This is a genomic window from Vibrio sp. CUB2, assembly GCF_001557945.1.
GTDB classification, from domain to species: domain Bacteria; phylum Pseudomonadota; class Gammaproteobacteria; order Enterobacterales; family Vibrionaceae; genus Vibrio; species Vibrio owensii.
Genome location: NZ_LNRB01000002.1, coordinates 90,066 through 107,084, shown reverse-complemented (window position 1 = coordinate 107,084; position 17,019 = coordinate 90,066). Strand labels below are relative to the sequence as shown.

At 46.0% G+C, this 17,019-nt stretch carries 12 protein-coding genes; 2 read left to right on the top strand and 10 right to left on the bottom strand.

Going from position 1 to position 17,019, the window contains the following annotated elements; genetic code table 11:
• The first annotated feature begins 11 nt into the window (after positions 1-11).
• Positions 12-3,254 carry a carbamoyl-phosphate synthase large subunit gene (gene carB / locus ATB78_RS02815; protein WP_061007763.1) on the top strand — a complete coding sequence of 1,081 codons (3,243 nt, stop codon included), beginning with the start codon at positions 12-14 and terminating at the stop codon, positions 3,252-3,254.
• 74 nt (positions 3,255-3,328) lie between these two features.
• On the opposite strand, the gene ATB78_RS29255 is transcribed toward carB, so the two are convergent.
• Together ATB78_RS29255 and ATB78_RS02800 are read right to left on the bottom strand one after the other, a co-directional pair.
• Entirely contained in the window at positions 3,329-3,721 is a 393-nt protein-coding gene (locus ATB78_RS29255) for a hypothetical protein (RefSeq protein ID WP_155647744.1), read from the bottom strand.
• A gap of 545 nt (positions 3,722-4,266) precedes the next feature.
• Entirely contained in the window at positions 4,267-5,145 is an 879-nt protein-coding gene (locus ATB78_RS02800) for a hypothetical protein (RefSeq protein WP_240537361.1), read from the bottom strand.
• A gap of 270 nt (positions 5,146-5,415) precedes the next feature.
• Here ATB78_RS02800 and ATB78_RS02795 point away from each other — a divergent pair, with 270 nt between their 5' ends.
• On the top strand, positions 5,416-6,195 hold the full coding sequence (locus ATB78_RS02795; RefSeq protein ID WP_061007761.1) for a TSUP family transporter: 780 nt from the start codon (positions 5,416-5,418) through the stop codon (positions 6,193-6,195).
• Here the strand turns inward: ATB78_RS02795 and ATB78_RS02790 are convergent.
• The 8 genes from ATB78_RS02790 to gltB all read right to left on the bottom strand — a co-directional run bounded on the left by ATB78_RS02790 (position 6,131) and on the right by gltB (position 16,789).
• Positions 6,131-6,991 (bottom strand): LysR family transcriptional regulator, encoded by an 861-nt coding sequence (locus tag ATB78_RS02790; protein WP_061007760.1) that lies wholly within the window; start codon positions 6,989-6,991, stop codon positions 6,131-6,133. The two genes, ATB78_RS02795 and ATB78_RS02790, sit on opposite strands and share 65 nt — an antisense overlap.
• 130 nt (positions 6,992-7,121) lie before the next feature.
• Entirely contained in the window at positions 7,122-7,742 is a 621-nt protein-coding gene (locus ATB78_RS02785) for a TRIC cation channel family protein (RefSeq protein ID WP_005425397.1), read from the bottom strand.
• Between the two features lie 77 nt (positions 7,743-7,819).
• Positions 7,820-8,644: a vitamin B12 ABC transporter substrate-binding protein BtuF gene (gene btuF / locus ATB78_RS02780; protein WP_061007759.1), complete on the bottom strand. Its 825-nt coding sequence runs from the start codon at positions 8,642-8,644 to the stop codon at positions 7,820-7,822.
• Complete coding sequence (locus tag ATB78_RS02775; RefSeq protein ID WP_061007758.1) at positions 8,644-9,597, bottom strand: cobalamin biosynthesis family protein; 954 nt, start codon at positions 9,595-9,597, stop codon at positions 8,644-8,646. Before ATB78_RS02775 ends, btuF begins: the two co-directional genes overlap by 1 nt.
• Positions 9,598-9,611: 14 nt before the next feature.
• The gene (mtnN, locus tag ATB78_RS02770; protein ID WP_005436177.1) at positions 9,612-10,307 is read right to left on the bottom strand and encodes a 5'-methylthioadenosine/S-adenosylhomocysteine nucleosidase; all 696 of its coding nucleotides are present in this window, start codon (positions 10,305-10,307) and stop codon (positions 9,612-9,614) included.
• Between the two features lie 65 nt (positions 10,308-10,372).
• A complete protein-coding gene (locus ATB78_RS02765) occupies positions 10,373-10,801 on the bottom strand; it encodes a DUF1499 domain-containing protein (protein WP_061007757.1) in 429 nt (142 codons plus the stop codon).
• A gap of 91 nt (positions 10,802-10,892) precedes the next feature.
• Positions 10,893-12,305, bottom strand: a complete 1,413-nt coding sequence (locus ATB78_RS02760; protein ID WP_061007756.1) for an FAD-dependent oxidoreductase — start codon at positions 12,303-12,305, stop codon at positions 10,893-10,895.
• A 20-nt stretch (positions 12,306-12,325) separates the two neighbouring features.
• Positions 12,326-16,789, bottom strand: a complete 4,464-nt coding sequence (gene gltB, locus ATB78_RS02755) for a glutamate synthase large subunit (protein ID WP_061007755.1) — start codon at positions 16,787-16,789, stop codon at positions 12,326-12,328.
• Positions 16,790-17,019: the final 230 nt, after the last annotated feature.

The following is a 17,019-nucleotide window of genomic DNA, read 5'->3' as shown; positions in this document are numbered from 1 at the left end:
AGTAGTAGATAATGCCAAAACGTACTGACATTCAAAGTATTCTTATTCTTGGTGCTGGTCCGATTGTTATCGGTCAGGCATGTGAGTTTGACTACTCTGGCGCACAAGCGTGTAAAGCACTGCGTGAAGAGGGTTACCGAGTTATCCTAGTAAACTCTAACCCTGCAACCATCATGACTGACCCAGACATGGCGGATGCAACTTACATTGAGCCAATCCAATGGGAAGTGGTTCGCAACATCATCGCGAAAGAAAAGCCGGATGCAGTACTACCTACAATGGGTGGTCAAACTGCATTGAACTGTGCACTAGACCTAGAGAAGCACGGTGTTCTTGAAGAGTTCGGCGTTGAGATGATTGGTGCGACTGCTGACGCAATCGACAAAGCAGAAGACCGTTCGCGTTTCGATAAAGCGATGAAGTCTATCGGCCTTGAGTGTCCACGTGCAGATACTGCAAAAACGATGGAAGAAGCTTACGCTGTACTCGATATGGTTGGCTTCCCTTGTATCATCCGTCCATCATTTACTATGGGTGGTACTGGTGGCGGTATCGCATACAACAAAGAAGAGTTTGAAGAAATCTGTCGTCGTGGTTTGGATCTATCTCCAACCAACGAACTTCTAATCGATGAATCTCTTATCGGTTGGAAAGAGTACGAGATGGAAGTGGTTCGTGACAAAGCGGACAACTGTATCATCGTATGTGCGATTGAAAACTTCGACCCAATGGGCATCCACACGGGTGACTCAATCACGGTTGCACCAGCGCAAACACTAACAGACAAAGAATACCAGCTAATGCGTAACGCATCTCTAGCAGTACTGCGTGAGATTGGCGTTGAAACTGGTGGTTCAAACGTACAGTTTGGTATCAACCCGAAAGATGGCCGTATGGTTATCATCGAGATGAACCCACGTGTATCTCGCTCTTCAGCTCTAGCTTCAAAAGCAACAGGTTTCCCAATCGCTAAGATTGCAGCGAAACTGGCAGTTGGCTTCACGCTAGACGAACTGATGAACGACATCACTGGCGGCGCTACGCCAGCATCATTCGAACCAACCATCGACTACGTAGTAACTAAGATTCCTCGCTTTAACTTCGAGAAATTTGCAGGTGCTAACGACCGTCTAACGACGCAAATGAAGTCAGTTGGTGAGGTAATGGCAATTGGTCGTAACCAACAAGAATCACTACAAAAAGCACTTCGCGGTCTAGAAGTTGGCGCGACAGGCTTTGACGAGATGGTTGACCTAGATGCGCCAGATGCACTGACGAAAATCCGTCATGAGCTGAAAGAAGCAGGCGCAGAGCGTATTTGGTACATCGCGGATGCATTCCGTGCAGGTATGTCAGTAGATGGCGTATTCAACCTAACGCAAATCGACCGTTGGTTCCTAGTTCAAATCGAAGACATCGTGAAGCTTGAGCAAGAGCTAAAAGCAAAAGGCTTCGCTGGTCTAAACAAAGAAGAACTTAACAAGCTGAAGCGTAAAGGTTTTGCTGATGCGCGCCTATCTAAGATTCTAGGTGTTGCGGAAAGCGAAATCCGTCGTCTACGTGACCAGTACGACATTCACCCAGTGTACAAGCGCGTTGATACGTGTGCGGCTGAATTCTCATCTGATACAGCTTACATGTACTCATCTTACGATGACGAGTGTGAAGCGAACCCAACAGACAAAGACAAGATCATGATTCTAGGCGGCGGTCCAAACCGTATCGGCCAAGGTATCGAATTTGACTACTGTTGTGTACACGCATCGTTAGCTCTGCGTGAAGATGGCTACGAAACTATCATGGTTAACTGTAACCCTGAGACAGTTTCAACAGACTACGACACGTCTGACCGTCTGTACTTCGAACCAGTAACACTGGAAGACGTACTAGCAATCGCTCGTGTTGAGAAGCCAAAAGGCGTTATCGTTCAGTACGGTGGTCAAACACCACTTAAACTGGCTCGTGCACTTGAAGCGGCTGGCGTGCCAATCATCGGTACTAGCCCAGATGCAATCGACCGTGCAGAAGACCGTGAGCGTTTCCAAGTTGCTGTTGACCGTCTAGGTCTTCTACAGCCAGAAAACGCGACAGTAACGACGATGGAGCAAGCGGTAGAGAAATCTCGTGAAATCGGTTACCCACTGGTTGTACGTCCTTCTTACGTACTTGGTGGTCGTGCGATGGAAATCGTATACGATGAGCAAGACCTACGTCGCTACTTCAACGAAGCTGTCAGCGTATCAAACGAATCACCAGTTCTACTAGATAGCTTCCTAGACGACGCAGTTGAAGTCGATATCGATGCTATCTGTGACGGTGAGCGTGTGGTTATCGGCGGTATCATGGAGCACATCGAACAAGCGGGTGTTCACTCTGGTGACTCAGCATGTTCTCTTCCTGCATACACGCTAAGCCAAGAAATCCAAGACGTAATGCGCGAGCAAGTTGAAAAGCTGGCGTTTGAGTTGGGTGTTCGTGGTCTGATGAACACGCAGTTTGCGGTTAAGAACAACCAAGTATACCTAATCGAGGTGAACCCTCGTGCAGCGCGTACAGTACCGTTCGTATCTAAAGCGACAGGTGCACCAATCGCTAAGATTGCTGCGCGTGTAATGGCGGGTCAATCGCTTGAAGCTCAAGGCTTTACGAAAGAAATCATCCCACCTTACTACTCAGTGAAAGAAGTTGTACTTCCATTCAACAAATTCCCTGGTGTAGACCCACTGTTAGGCCCAGAAATGCGCTCTACTGGTGAGGTTATGGGGGTTGGTGCAACGTTTGCAGAAGCTTACGCGAAAGCAGAATTGGGTTGTGGCAACATTTACCCAGAAGGTGGTCGTGCACTGCTGTCTGTTCGTGCTGGTGACAAAGAGCGCGTTGTGGACCTAGCGTCTAAGTTGACAAAACTTGGTTACCAGCTAGATGCAACACACGGTACAGCAGTGATTCTGGGCGAAGCGGGCATCAACCCACGTCTAGTAAACAAAGTACACGAAGGTCGCCCTCACATTCTTGACCGTATCAAGAATAACGAGTACACCTACATCGTGAATACTGCTGCTGGTCGTCAAGCGATTGAAGACTCTAAAGTTCTGCGTCGTGGTGCACTGGCTGAGAAAGTGAACTACACGACAACGCTAAACGCTGCATTTGCAACTTGTATGGCACACACTGCAGACGCGAAGAGCACGGTAACTTCGGTTCAAGAGCTACACGCAAAAGTGAAAGCTAGCCTAGAAGAGCAAAATAGATAAAAATCAGTAAGCCTGAAAAATAGGGCTTATATGACAACCTCATTGCCCGCTCATTTGAGCGGGCTTTTTTGTCTTTAAGGTTTCTTAAAATGGAGAGAATTGAAGTGCGCTAAGAAAGCTTGGTAGAGCGGACTTTTGTATAGCATCAAGCTGATAACTGAAAGCAACGTCCCTAAAGATGAAGCAATAGTACTGCCATTTGTAATAACAAAATTAGCGCTGCAAGTAACAAGAATAAATGCAATGGTGAGCAAGTTTACTTTCGCTGCAATACTCAACCCCTTGCTTATAGTCAGAATGTTTGGAACACATATTACTGCTGCAGTTATGGTACCGAAGATAATGAAATAAGTATCGAGCTCCATTTGTTGAGTGATAGAAAACCACTCATTCCAGATGCTTAGGCTTATTGCTAGACCAATGGTCAAGCATAGATATAAAGCCATAGGGAGAACCATTTTAGTCATGCGACCCTCTTTAATCTTTAAACTGAAATTTGGTATGTATCCTACATTACAAAGTAATTCATAATTAGATCAGTGCTCCACATTGTGAGCTCTATAAGAGTGGTAGTTATAAAATAAACTCTACTTATTTATTTTGTATGCTCTCTTTTCCAGTAAAATATTGTAAGTCGATTCGTCTTTGCTAAATGTATAGTTATTAGACTTAGCAAATACATCAGCTAAGATAGTTGCAGGGTATAATGATAAAAAAGTAGTTATGGAGAGAGCTAAAAAAATCTTACTTGATTTTTTGAATTGGCTCTTAGTAACAAAGTTATTTGATATAATTGAGATGACAAGTATTCTCAAGCATTCAAAAAGAATGAAACTCGCTCCAAGCATATATACATAGACTTGATCAAAAGTTGTTATTTCACTTTTAGTGGTTATATTGGCATAGAAGCCAGTTATGCCTTTTAGTGAGTATATCAATAGAGAGGTTGATGATATGAGTAAGAATATCAAGTAGAATAATGCTTGTGTTCTATCGTAGTTACCATGCGTCATCACAGTAGTCCTTTGCTCATGTTCTGAGAAAATACCATTGAATGGGCTCTTCTGATAGTTTCGTTGTGTTCTTCTTCTATGTCGTTCTTTATGCTTCTGTTTATGCTCTCTATATAGCTGTCAATAGAACGAATTAGCTTTTGAGTTAAGCCTTTATCCTGATCTTCCTTATTTAGATAAAGGCCAACAGCGCTACTTATTACAATGGCTGCAAGAATAGGTCCAGCACTTAAAGTCACAGTTACACCAGCAACAGAAGCTACAAAATTAACAAATATGGCAGCAGCAGCTGATGAAAGTCCAACCTTAATAATATCGCTCGCTATAGTTCCTAATAGCTTCGAAAGGGTCTGCTTATCACCTAAGAAGTAATCAATAACTCTGTATGAGCTCAAAAGGATTATCGTGATAACACCACCACTTTTTATCGAGTTAAGAGCAGCTTCAGGCCCAACTGCAAATTTTGCAACTGTTGGTGTAGGTAATAATTTTGCAACTCCTTTGATCTTGACTTTGATAGCTGGCGAGCCTGTAATTATAATATGCGGTGCTCCAGAGTAGTTCTTGACAACTATCGTACTATTATTCCCGTACAAGTAATTTGCTAGGGTAGATATGAATATTAGGTCTTGTCCTGTAGCAAAATATCCAGCTGAGTTTTCAAACGTTGATTTAATGTTTTCCCAACGAGTTAGCCTTATTTTGTCTTTGATGTAATGTTTAACTATGACATCGAAACTATCTAAAGAAAAAATAACGACTTCTTTGTCACTTCTTTTTCTCTCACTTAGAGGATAAGTGCTATTGAATGAAGCTGTACTTCGACTGTTGCTGTGTTTTAGTGGGTAACTACTCATTAGTTGGTTTGCATCCTGCATTCGTTGTTTCTAAAGAATGATGATATAGAACAATGTTAAGCATCTAGTTTTATACCTTTGCTTCGGTTCGTCTTCTCAAGTTTGGGATTGTTTTTGCGACGGTACTCTAAACTTCATTTTTTCATTCGTGTTGTTGAGTTGCTTTTGCTAACCGTGCTCTTATTGATGAAAATCTGGAATAGGTTGGTGTCTTGAGTTTCCTTTTGTGCGTTTGCGTGGCAGTGCTATCGTTGTTCCATCTTGGTTACAAATATTTACAAGGGCGCACAAGTGGAAGTTACGTTCGAAATCTTAATTGCACTGTTTTTTGTCGCATCCGCTGCGGGATTTATTGATGCGATGGCTGGTGGCGGTGGTCTCTTGACTCTACCTGCTTTGTTGGCTGCGGGGCTAAGCCCGACTCAAGCATTAGCGACCAACAAACTCCAAAGCTCTTTCGGAAGCTTTTCCGCCAGTTGGTACTTTGTGCGTAATGGCATTGTTAGCCTTAGAGAGATGCGCCTAGCGATTCTGTGTACCTTTGTTGGTTCTGCCATTGGTGCTGAGGCTGTACAGTTTATCGATGCCGGTGTACTCACCAGTCTTATCCCTGTACTGCTTATCGCGATTTCACTCTATTTTTTGCTCTCTTCAACTAATAAAACAGCTGAAGGAGAACCAAAGCTCTCTGAAGCGATGTTTGCTTTATGTGTTGGTGGTGGCGTGGGCTTTTACGATGGCTTTTTTGGTCCAGGTACTGGCTCTATCTTTGCGCTTTGCTTTGTCGCACTTGGTCACTTCTCTTTGGTTGATGCGACCGCTCGTACTAAGATTCTCAACTTCACCTCAAATATCGCGGCTCTGCTGTTCTTTATTCTTGCTGGCTTGCCTGTGTGGGAAATCGGTCTGACCATGGCGGTAGGTGGCTTTATTGGTGCTCAACTTGGTGCCAAAGTTGTTGTTACTAAAGGCCAAAAATGGATTCGACCTTTAGTGATTACCATGTCTATGTTGATGGCGACAAAACTTCTTTGGCAACAACATCACCAATGGTTTCTATCACTGTTTTAACTCTTGGTGACTGGTACACGTTTTGCCTAACGCAGATATGAATCGGTCGAATTAAAGATGTCAGTTGTTCGAACATAAAGCAGTTATGGTCAGGGATCTTTAACGCTCTAACAATCGATAACGGGATTAATGCTGGCGCAGCCCCTCCAAGTGCAAGTTGTGCAGCTGCAGTGTAGGCATCCATTTCCATCAATGGTTTGATGCCGATTTTCTCTAATGCCGGCAGTTGGTAGCTATTGGAAGGATTGGTTAAATCATTTGTAATGACTTTTTTCGGAAGCTCATTTAGTGGCTTATCACTAACGAGGAAGAAAGGTTCATCACATAAGTGGAAAGCCATTAAGCCGTGATGTGGTGGAAGCAAACCAGCACAAAGCCCAATGGTTGCTTTACCGGATTGAACTCGCTCAACGATTCTAGGGCTGTGGTTGGTGGTTATGGTTAAGTACTGATCTTGCTTGAGGTAATCACCAATGGTTTTTCCAAGATAACCTGCAATAAGAGACTTTGAACTATCGAGGGTGATTAATGATGTGTCTTCTAGCTCTTGCTGTTCATAAATAAGGCCACGTAACTCGTTAAAAGATGGACCAATATTCTCGATCAAAGCCATGCCATCAGGTGTGAGTTTAATGGTTCTCCCTGACGGTTCTACTAGCTTCTTTCCCAGTTTTTTCTCTAGGTTCGCGATACGTTTACTCACCGCAGATTGGCTGATATACAGCAAACTCCCAGTGCGACTCATTGTTTTCGCTTTGCTTAAAACTAATAGTGTTTCGATGCCTTCCAGTAACATGTCTATCCATGAATGTTGGGAATAATAGGTCTAATATAGCCAAGCTTGAGATGAGAAGCGACAGGTGATTTTACAAACAAAAAGAGCCGACGTTTCAGTCGGCTCTTTTGCGTAAATTGATTCGTATCGATCAACGATTGATAGCAAAGGTTGGCAGTGACAAGTGCCAGCGAATCGCACCAAGGCGAATAATCAAAGTTGAGATGACACCTGCGAGTAGGGCGACTGAATGGTCGTGTCCCATACTCAGTGCAGTTGTATGGAAAATTCCGCCAATGATACATGCGGTCGCATAGACTTCACTTCGCAGTACCATGGGTACCTCGCGAGCCAGCACATCACGGATAATGCCGCCACCACAGCCAGTGATAACGCCCATGATCACCGCAACCATGCCAGAAGCATTGTAGGCGAGAGCTTTCTCGACACCGATACCGACGAATACCGCCAAACCAATTGCGTCACAGACAGGTAGAACCCACCAAGGCAAGCGCTTAGGGCGACGAATGAGAATCATCGTGAGTAAACAAGTGATGAAAATTACCCAAAGATAAGTGGTGTCAGTGATCCAGAAGACTGGGGTTGCGCCAAGCGCCATATCACGAATAGTGCCGCCTCCAATAGCTGTCACACTACCGAGTACGATCACACCGAAAGGATCCATCTTTAATCGGCCTGCGAGTAAAACGCCAGAAACCGCAAAGACAGCAGTACCGAATAAATCGATCATATAAAGCAGCATGGAGTCCATGTTACTTGGTACCTTTTAAACAAATTGTGGGGGAACAGAAATGGGACGGAAATTGTACGGGATTTCCAACGAAAACGTTAGCGTTTTTGCCGAACGGTTTCAAAGTGTTCACACACCTCTGTGATCGCGTTTAAGGTTCTTAGGGTTGGGCGGTTGATCCAATCTGAATTGAGTGACCAAACGTGGTTGTTCTTTAACGCAGGGATGTCGTTTTTCCATTCAGCCCACATGCCATCATTACTCATGGCGTGGCGAGAGGTAAACAGGACTTCGGGTTGGCGAGTAATCACTTGCTCGATGCTGACTTGTGGGTAAGGGGCACTGCCTTTAGCAAAGATATTCTCTCCACCACAGAAGGTGAAGACTTCACTTGGCCAGTTCTTACCCGCAACGGTGATGATCGGCTTCTCACTCAATTGATAGAAGTAACTGACTTTATCCTCGGTATTGTATTTTTCTTTTAATGCTCCTAACTGCGCGCGGAATTCTGCGGCGGCTTTTTGCCCAACTTCTGGCTTCTCACTGTACTGGCTAAGTTGCTCAATGTTCGTAGCGATGTCTTCTAACGTTCCAGTAGTTGAGTAGTAGATAGGAATGCCAAACTGCTTGAGCTTTTCAAGTTCTTTGGCTGGATTACCTGCTGGCCAAGCGATAACTAAATCGGGTTGAAGGGCAATGATGCGCTCTAACTTGATGCCTTGATAGTTTGACACCTTCTCTAAACCTTTAGCTTGCTCTGGGTAGTCACTCATCTCGCTGACGGCAACCAGTTTGTCGCCAAGACCTGCAGCATAGGCGATTTCTGTTGAGTGTGGTGCCAGGCTGATGACGCGTTGAGCTGATTCATTGGCAAAAGAAGCGGCAGAGAAGATAAGAGGAAGAGCAAAGCAAAGTTTGTTCATCATAGTCCTTGATAAATGAGTCCGAGAATAAGGCTTTGGATAACGATCCAAGCAAAAATACGCCATACAATGAGGGTTTGGATTTGTGCTAAATGAATAGCAGATGGTGCTATACGACCACCAATTTTCGCTCGTTCAGCTCTTTGACCTTGGTACAGCGCTGGGCCGCCAAGTGACAATTGAAGCTTGTTACCAATCGAGCACAACAACCAAGCTGGTCCCGGAAGTGGCCAAGACTTCGCTTGTTGAAGCATGGCAGTCGAAACACTCGATAGGTTTTTACCCATGCTAATGAACACTGCAAATAAGCGCAAAGGAACAATCTCCAATGCAGCCGTTAGCTGAATAGCAGGCTTACCAAAAGGTGAATACTGGCGGCGACTTGGGGACCAAGCACGAGCGAGCTCTGCCGTTAGGCGATACATTAACGCGCCAATTCCACCAGTCAATCCATACCAGAACAACACGCACACAACGTTACGTCCGTAACCCATGATGATGGTCTCTGCACCTGCTTTACCAATACCAAGCAGTGATAAGCTCTCGGTATCTCGATTAAGGTAAGGTTTTAGTAGTGCTCGGCACTGTGCTTTGTTCTCACTTGACATCGCAGTGACGAGTTGTTTCGCAAGTGATTCGTTGTTTCGCCAGTCAAGAGCAATAAGCAGTAATGCCAGCTCAAATAAGGGCGCTTGCCAAACTAAGGGCTTCATCGCGAGCAGTAATATCAAGCAAGGCACAAGCATAAGAAGCAGTGCGAGCCCGCCAGAGAGAATGCTTTGTGAGTAGGCGTGGTTGTTATTAACTTTGTTCGCCAGTTGTTCTGCGAATTTATGCCATAAAGTCACAGGATGAGCAGCGTGAGGAATAGGGATTAATAAGTGGAATAGTAATGCGCCCCACATGACGAGGAGCGCACCATTGGCATAGAGCTGTTGAAATATTTCTTCCATGAAATTCTGGGGACTTACTTAGTCAGTTCCAACATTTTGCATACCATTTCTGAAGAGCTTTTCGCTGCTAGCGGTAGGAACTCTTCGAAGCTCATTGGCGATTCTTTGTCTGCTACGTCAGAGATAGCACGAACAACAACAAACGGTGTGTTGAATTGGTGACAAGTTTGAGCGATAGCAGATGCTTCCATTTCTACAGCGATAACTGAAGGGAAGTGTTTACGGATAAACTCTTGGCGTTCTGCTGTGCAAACAAACGCATCACCAGTACAGATCAGACCGCGAACTGCGTGAGTGTTTTCCATTTGAGCCAGTGCTTTTTCAGCAAGGTCCATGAGCTTCTCATCCGCTTTGAATGCTGCTGGTTGGCCTGCCATTTGACCCATTTCGTAGCCAAACGCGGTTACGTCTGCATCGTGGTGACGAACTTCTGTTGAGATAACAACGTCGCCTAGGTTTAGGCTTGAATCGAAGCCGCCCGCAGAGCCAGTGTTGATAACCACATCTGGTTGGTACTCGTCTAGCAGAATAGTTGTGCCTACTGCAGCCGCTACTTTACCGATGCCAGATTGAAGCAGTACCACATCAACGTCGTTAATCTGACCAGAGAAAAACGTACAACCTGCTTTGCTTACTGTTTGGCAGTTTGTCATTGCTTCTTTCAGGATGGTGACTTCTTGTTCCATCGCACCGATGATACCAACTTTCATAACACTCTCTTTCGATAAAAATTTAAGTTGGCGAGAGTATACCACTCTGCACCAATATGTGGTCGTTATTTGATTAACTCAGCATTCGCCAACAGTGAACGTAATTGTTCAGCACGCTTACGGTTCACGGCAAAGTCTGAATAGCCAACGCGAGATTCAGAACGAACAATAAGCTGGTCGCCTTCGATCTTAAGCTCTAAATCGTCCACAAAGCGCATTACTTTGGATGTGCATTCGATACGTAGGTAATTACCTTCTTTCACCGCTGTTTTCGCCCCCGGCAGTTCAAGCGCCACTTGCTCAATTGCATCGATGTTGGTGGATTCGGTTAGGGTGAATGGTGTTAGGTTGTATTCTTCACGCGTGTCTTGGGTGGAGACACAGTTTGGTTTGTCACCACAAGGTGATTGAGAACGATCTGTCATGGTTGTGACTCCTTGGCTACAAGCGGTTAAGCCGAGCAAAGTAATGGAAAGGAGAGCGGCTTTTTTCATTGGTTTTATCCCTTATCTTAGGAATTTAATTATATGTAATAAAAGAAAAAAGGATCCAATAGTAGGATCCTTTTTGAGACGTTAACAGTGATTAAACTTCAAGGTAATCGAGAATACCTTCTGCGGCTTTTCGACCTTCATCAATCGCGGTCACGACCAGATCTGAGCCTCGTACCGCATCGCCACCAGCGAAGATCTTTTTGTTGCTGGTCTGGAATTGGAACTCTTGTTTCGCAGGAGCTTTGATACGACCCCATTGATCCAACTCGACATCAAACGGAGCTAGCCAGTCCATTTTGTGTGGTTGGAAGCCAAACGCCATGATAACGACGTCTGCTGGTAGAACGTGCTCGCTGCCTTCTACTGGTTCTGGACGGCGACGACCCGCTTCATCAGGCTCACCAAGGGCAGTTTTCACCACTTTGACCCCTGATACTTTGCCTGACGCATCCACTTCAATTCCTAAAGGCTGAAGGTTGAACATGAACTTCACGCCTTCTTCCTTAGCGTTTTTCACCTCGCGTCGAGAGCCAGGCATATTGGCTTCATCACGACGGTAAGCACATACAACGTTTGATGCGCCTTGGCGGATAGAGGTACGAACACAGTCCATTGCGGTATCACCACCACCGAGTACCACTACGCGTTGTTTTGCCATGTCGATAAAAGGTTTGTCGTGCTCCAAGCCCATGACCTTGTAAGTATTTGAAATCAGGAATGGCAGAGCATCGTAAACGCCCGGCGCACCTTCATTTTCTAGTCCTGCACGCATGTACTTGTAAGTACCAACACCTAAAAAGACGGCATCGTACTCATCAAGTAGCTCTTGCATCTGCACATCTTTACCTACTTCGACATTCATGCGGAATTCCACACCCATCTCGGTGAAGACGCGGCGGCGGTTTTCCATCACGCCTTTTTCAAGCTTGAATGAAGGGATACCGAAGGTCAGAAGGCCTCCAATTTCAGGATAGCGGTCAAATACGACAGGTTTCACGCCATTGCGCACTAGGATATCGGCAGCCGCCAAGCCTGCTGGACCAGCTCCAATGATGGCCACCTTTTTATCGGTCCATTCCACCTTGGACATGTCAGGCTTCCAGCCCATTTCGAAGGCTTTGTCGGTAATGTATTTTTCAACGTTACCTATAGTGACGGCGCCAAAGTCTTCATTGAGAGTACAAGAGCCCTCACATAGACGATCTTGCGGACACACTCGACCGCAAACTTCAGGCAAACTGTTAGTTTGGTGCGATAGCTCTACGGCTTCGAGGATACGACCTTCATTGGCAAGCTTTAGCCATTGTGGGATGTAGTTGTGGACTGGGCACTTCCATTCACAATATGGGTTACCACAATCCAAGCAGCGATCCGCCTGCGCAGTCGCTTGTTGCTTGGTAAACGGTTCATAGATTTCAACGAATTCGATCTTACGAACTTTGATAGGCTTCTTCGCAGGGTCTACGCGTTGAACATCGATAAATTGATAAACGTTCTGACTCATGATTCAAACATCCTCCATGATTACTGGGCTTGAACGCGCAGTTCTGCGGCACTGCGACTCTGGTGACCAAGTAGCGTGCGTAAGTCTGCCGCTTGTGGTTTCACCAAGTAGAACTTTGGAATCCATTCATCAAAGTTCGCCAAGATATCTTCTGCGTGGCTAGAACCGGTTTCTTCAAGATGCTCAGCAATCAATCCACGTAAGTGCTCTTGGTGGATATAAAGATCCGACAGAGAAATCGCTTCAACCGATTCGTTGTTCACGCGACCTTGGAAGTCTTGGTTCTCATCCAATACGTAAGCAAAACCGCCAGTCATGCCTGCGCCAAAGTTCACGCCTGTTGCGCCAAGAATGGCAACAATACCACCGGTCATGTACTCACAAGCGTTATCGCCAGCGCCTTCAATAACGGCAATCGTACCTGAGTTACGTACGCCGAAACGCTCACCTGCTTTACCTGCCGCAAACAGTTTTCCGCCGGTCGCGCCGTACAAACAGGTGTTACCAATGATAGTCGCTTCATTACATTTAAATGCAGTGCCAAGGTGAGGTTTGATAACCACCTTACCGCCAGCCATGCCTTTACCTACGTAGTCGTTGGCATCACCAGTGAGGTAAAGCTCTACGCCACCCGCGTTCCAAACGCCAAATGACTGACCAGCAGTGCCATCCAAATGCAGTTTGATTGGCGTTGCCGCCATGCCTTGGTTGCCGTAACGCTGAGCGATTTCACCAGATAGGCGAGCACCAACAGAACGGTCGGTGTTGATCACGTTGTAGAAGAAGCTAGTAGATTGACGTTTTTCAACCGCTTGCAGTGCGTCTTCAATGATCTTGTTGTTTAGCTCTGCTTTATCAAATGGTGTGTTTGGCTGTGTCCAGTAAAGAGGGTGTCCTTCTGGAGAGACTGGTGCCTCAAGGATATTCGACAGATCTAGCTTGGTTTGTTTTGCTGTCAGACCTTCAACGGTTTCCAATAAATCCGTGCGACCAATCAAGTCAGTTAGTTTTTCAACACCAAGTTCAGAGAGTAATCCGCGCACTTCGTCCGCCAGACCAATGAAATAGTTCATCACCATTTCCGGTAGACCTTTGAAGTACTCTTTACGTAGTGTCTCATCTTGAGTTGCAACGCCAGTCGCACAGTTGTTGAGGTGACAAATACGTAGGAACTTACAACCCATTGCCACCATTGGCGCAGTACCAAAACCGAAGCTTTCTGCACCGAGAATCGCCGCTTTCACCACGTCTAGACCCGTTTTTAGACCACCATCTACTTGCAGACGGATCTTGTGGCGCAGACCATTAGCAACCAGTGCTTGTTGGGTTTCTGCCAGTCCCAATTCCCAAGGGCTACCTGCGTATTTCACTGAAGTTAAAGGGCTTGCTGCGGTACCACCGTCGTAACCCGAAATGGTAATGAGATCCGCGTAAGCTTTCGCGACACCTGTTGCGATGGTGCCGACGCCTGGTTCAGAAACTAACTTCACCGAAACCAATGCATTTGGATTGACTTGTTTTAAGTCGAAGATCAGCTGGGCTAAGTCTTCAATCGAATAAATATCGTGGTGCGGAGGAGGGGAGATCAGAGTCACACCCTGTACCGAATAACGCAGTTTTGCGATTTCTGCGGTGACTTTGTGTCCCGGTAACTGACCACCTTCGCCCGGCTTCGCACCCTGTGCGACCTTGATCTGCAGCACGTCTGCATTGGTTAGGTAGTGAGGCGTAACACCAAATCGACCTGAAGCAATCTGCTTGATACGCGAGTTACGCTCTGTACCGAAGCGACGTGGATCTTCACCCCCTTCACCCGAGTTGGAGTAACCACCGAGACGGTTCATCGCTGTTGCAAGTGCTTCGTGCGCTTCTGGGCTAAGTGCACCAATGGACATAGCCGCCGAGTCAAAGCGTTTGAAGAGCTCAGTGCTAGGCTCAATCTGCTCCAAAGGTAGCGGTGAGTCTGATTTTTTCAGCGACATTAAGTCACGCAGCATGGCAACAGGGCGTTGGTTCACCTGCTTAGCAAAGCTCTGATAATCGTTACTTTCGCCTGATTTAACCGCAGTTTGCAGTGTGCCAACCACGTCTGGATTGTAGGCGTGATATTCACCACCGTGGACATATTTCAATAAACCACCATGTTCGATGGCTTTACGTTTCGCCCAAGCTTTACGAGAAAGGTTGTACAAATCTTGTTGGAAGTCGTCGAAGTTAGCGCCTTCAATACGAGTTGTGACACCTTTAAAGCACAAATCAACCACTTCTTGGCTCAAGCCAACCGCTTCAAACAGTTGCGAGCAACGGTAAGAGGCGATGGTAGAAATCCCCATTTTCGACATGATCTTGTACAGACCCTTGTTGATACCGTATTGGTAGTTTTGCATCACATCGCGATAGTCTTTTTCTAGCGCTTTATCATCAATCAGCTTACCTAGTGCTTCATAAGCAAGGTATGGATAAACCGCAGTAGCACCAAAGCCAAGCAAGACAGCAAATTGGTGTGGGTCACGAGCTGTTGCGGTCTCAACAACAATGTTGGCATCACAACGTAAGTTGGCATCGATCAAGCGAGTTTGAACCGCACCGACTGCCATTGCTGCAGGAATTGGCAGTTTACCTTTGACTAAAGCGCGATCTGAAAGCACGACTAGAACCGTGCCTTCACGTACGACCTGTTCTGCTTGTTCACACAGATCATCAATGGCTTGTTTGAGATCTTTCTGTTGTGGATCGTAGTTGATATCGAGAATGGTATTACGGTAGTGATCGTCACCAAGTTCAAGCAATTGCTGCATGTCTGAGTAAAGTAATACTGGCGAATCGAAGGTCACTCGATAGGCGTGGCCATCGGTTTCACAGAAGACGTTCATCTCCTGACCAATACTGGTCGCCAGTGACATAACGTGTTTTTCACGCAATGGATCGATTGGCGGGTTGGTTACCTGAGCGAACTTCTGGCGGAAGTAATCCGTTACCAAGCGCTCTTTCGACGAGAGAACGGCCATTGGGGTGTCATCACCCATAGAGCCGACGGCTTCTTGACCCATATCACCAAGGACACGCAGTACTTGATCGACTTCTTCATTGCTCATGGCAAATTGCTTTTGATAAGTCTTGAGTAAGTCTTCGTCAAAGCTGCGCTCACCCACTTGATCTTCAGGTAGCTGAGCAAAAGGAGTGAGTTTGCGAACGTTGTTTTCCATCCATTCGCGGTAAGGGTGGCGAGATTTCAGATCGTTATCTATCTCGCTAGACTGCCAAAGCTTCCCTTTACGAGTATCGACAACCAGCAGTTCACCCGGACCAACACGGCCTTTCTCAGCAACTTCATCGGGAGCGTAATCCCAAATCCCTACCTCTGATGCCAGGGTGATACATTTGTCTTTAGTAATCACATAACGTGCAGGGCGTAGACCATTACGGTCTAGGTTACAGGCAGCGTAACGGCCGTCGGACAGTACGATACCTGCCGGACCATCCCATGGCTCCATGTGCTTGGAGTTGAAGTCGTAAAACGCTCGCAGATCCGGGTCCATGTCTGGGTGGTTTTGCCATGCTGGTGGCACAAGCATGCGCATGGCACGGAAGATATCCATACCGCCAGAAAGGAATAGATCCAACATATTATCTAAGCTGGAAGAATCTGAACCTGTCTCGTTCACAAACGGTGCTGCGGTTTGTAGGTCTGGCAGCAGTGGTGACGAGAACTTGTAAGCTCGCGCTCGTGCCCATTGGCGGTTACCTTCAATGGTGTTGATCTCACCATTATGAGCAAGGTAACGGAACGGTTGAGCTAATGGCCAACGCGGTTGAGTGTTGGTAGAAAAACGCTGGTGGAAAAGGCAGATAGCAGATTCCATGCGTAGATCAGCAAGATCAAGATAGAAGCGCGGTAAGTCCGCAGGCATGCACAAGCCTTTGTACACCAAAACTTGTGTCGATAAGCTACAGATGTAGAAATCAGGATCTTCGGTGATTTGTTTCTCGATGCGACGGCGTGCGATGTAGAGACGACGCTCAATGTCACGCTCGCGCCAACCTGCCGGAGCAGAGATAAAGACTTGTTGAATGTCTGGAAGTGAATCGGCGGCGATTGGGCCGAGTACTTCTGAATTGGTTGGTACTTCACGCCACCCTGCTACCGTCAAAGTCTCTTGTGCGAGCTCTTTGTTGATGATGTCTTTGGCGAGTTGAGCTTTCACCGGGTCTTGGTTGAAGAAAATCATCCCTACGGCGTATTGCTTGCCAAGGTTGAAGCCATTTTCTTCAGCGATAAGGCGTAAATAGGAATCGGGCTTTTGTAGAAGAAGACCACAACCATCACCGGTTTTACCATCGGCGGCGATACCACCACGGTGGGTCATTCGATCAAGTGCAGAAATTGCTGTACGTACCAGCTTGTGACTTTGCTCGCCTTCCATGTGCGCGATTAAGCCAAATCCACAGTTGTCTTTCTCAAGACTTGGATCATAAAGAGCCATTGCAATTCTCCCTTTGCTTATCTGTCATCTCGACAGATATATCAACACTGCTCAAGTTGATAATGATGACTAACTATGCGTCACTTTCTAAGTTTTATGTATATCTATTCAATAAAATTCGTCAAATATCTTAACAAAAATTGTGTGTTTTATTTTCACCAACTTCACAAGCTATAGCTTATTGTAAAAAAGGTCAAGTTATTAGTGAATCATCGCGTGAATATGCGATT

What these genes read in the sequence shown, in the direction of transcription:
- ATB78_RS02790 (WP_061007760.1), bottom strand. Translation starts at nt 6,991, where the DNA reads ATGTTACTGGAAGGCATCGAAACACTATTAGTTTTAAGCAAAGCGAAA.
- btuF (WP_061007759.1), bottom strand. Translation starts at nt 8,644, where the DNA reads ATGAACAAACTTTGCTTTGCTCTTCCTCTTATCTTCTCTGCCGCTTCT.
- ATB78_RS02800 (WP_240537361.1), bottom strand. Translation starts at nt 5,145, where the DNA reads ATGCAGGATGCAAACCAACTAATGAGTAGTTACCCACTAAAACACAGC.
- ATB78_RS02785 (WP_005425397.1), bottom strand. Translation starts at nt 7,742, where the DNA reads ATGGACTCCATGCTGCTTTATATGATCGATTTATTCGGTACTGCTGTC.
- ATB78_RS29255 (WP_155647744.1), bottom strand. Translation starts at nt 3,721, where the DNA reads ATGACTAAAATGGTTCTCCCTATGGCTTTATATCTATGCTTGACCATT.
- carB (WP_061007763.1), top strand. Translation starts at nt 12, where the DNA reads ATGCCAAAACGTACTGACATTCAAAGTATTCTTATTCTTGGTGCTGGT.
- ATB78_RS02775 (WP_061007758.1), bottom strand. Translation starts at nt 9,597, where the DNA reads ATGGAAGAAATATTTCAACAGCTCTATGCCAATGGTGCGCTCCTCGTC.
- mtnN (WP_005436177.1), bottom strand. Translation starts at nt 10,307, where the DNA reads ATGAAAGTTGGTATCATCGGTGCGATGGAACAAGAAGTCACCATCCTG.
- gltB (WP_061007755.1), bottom strand. Translation starts at nt 16,789, where the DNA reads ATGGCTCTTTATGATCCAAGTCTTGAGAAAGACAACTGTGGATTTGGC.
- ATB78_RS02765 (WP_061007757.1), bottom strand. Translation starts at nt 10,801, where the DNA reads ATGAAAAAAGCCGCTCTCCTTTCCATTACTTTGCTCGGCTTAACCGCT.
- ATB78_RS02760 (WP_061007756.1), bottom strand. Translation starts at nt 12,305, where the DNA reads ATGAGTCAGAACGTTTATCAATTTATCGATGTTCAACGCGTAGACCCT.